At 63.8% G+C, this 1,096-nt stretch carries 1 protein-coding gene; it reads left to right on the top strand.

Annotated features, from left to right (window positions below):
- The first annotated feature begins 47 nt into the window (after positions 1-47).
- On the top strand, positions 48-1,088 hold the full coding sequence (locus BEN47_RS01155) for an IS630 family transposase (protein WP_070724372.1): 1,041 nt from the start codon (positions 48-50) through the stop codon (positions 1,086-1,088).
- Positions 1,089-1,096: the final 8 nt, after the last annotated feature.

Genomic DNA, 1,096 nt, shown 5'->3' with positions numbered 1-1,096 from the left:
TATACTCGTCGCGAAGTGAAGTGCGAATAAAGGCTTAAAATTGTGCCATGGAAGTACGGCTTTCCGATGCGGAGCGGCAGTTGCTGCGGCAAGCGCAACGCGCCTGCCGGGGAAAGGCGGGGTACGTGCCCGTGACGGTACTGCTGCTGCTGGACCGGGGGCGGGCCGTGGCCGCGATTGCCGAAGACCTGGGCCTGGACGAAGCGACGGTATACCGCTACGCCCAGACCTACCGGGAGAAGGGCCTGGCGGGTTACTTGGCGGCCGAGCAGCCCGGTTATTGGGGCCTGCTCACCAGCGCCCAACTCGCCGGCCTGTGCCGGGAATTGAACCAGACGCTGTACGCCGACTGCCGGGCCATCGCCGACTGGCTGGCCGCCACCTACCGGGTGCGCTATTCGGTGTCGGGCCTGACGGACCTGCTGCACCGGCTGGGGTTTTCCTGCAAATTGACCACGGCCGTGCCCTGCCAAGCCGATGCGGCCGGGCAAACGGCCTTCGTGGCCGACACCCTGGCCCCGCTGCTGGCGGCGGCCGAGGCCGGAGAAGCCGTGGTGTACTACGCCGACGCGGCCCACCCCACCCACAACACGCGCGCCACCCACGTCTGGACCGAAACGGGCAAAGAACGGCCCCTGCCCACGGTCAGCGGCCGCGAGCGGGTCAACCTCAACGCCGCCCTCAACGCCCACTGCCCCACCCAGGTCCACCTCGACGAAACCGACTGCGTCAATGCCCAAAGCACCCAGCGGCTGTACGAAAAACTGCTCGTGGCCCACCCCGATGGCCCCGTCTACGTCATCTGCGACAACGCCCGCTACTACAAAAACAAGGCGCTCAAGGCCTGGCTGGTCGACAAACGCCTCGTGCAGGTCTTTCTGCCCCCGTATTCGCCCAATCTGAACCTGGTTGAGCGCCTGTGGAAGTTCCTGCGCCAGAAAATTATCAACACTTCTTTCTACCGCACCAAGGGCCAATTCAAAACGGCCGTTCTCGACTTCTTCGACCGGCTCCCCGAGTTTGGCCAAGAACTCGCGTCCCGCCTAACCCTCAAATTTCATATTCTCGATTCGCATCCTACTTCGTGACGAGTATA

Origin of the sequence: Hymenobacter lapidarius (assembly GCF_001816145.1) — a bacterium.
Lineage (GTDB): Bacteria > Bacteroidota > Bacteroidia > Cytophagales > Hymenobacteraceae > Hymenobacter > Hymenobacter lapidarius.
The sequence above is the reverse complement of the archived record's forward strand: the minus strand, read 5'-3'. Positions and strand labels throughout refer to the sequence as shown.

Excerpts from the sequence above, each read along its gene's own strand:
- BEN47_RS01155 (WP_070724372.1), top strand. The coding sequence starts at position 48 with ATGGAAGTACGGCTTTCCGATGCGGAGCGGCAGTTGCTGCGGCAAGCG.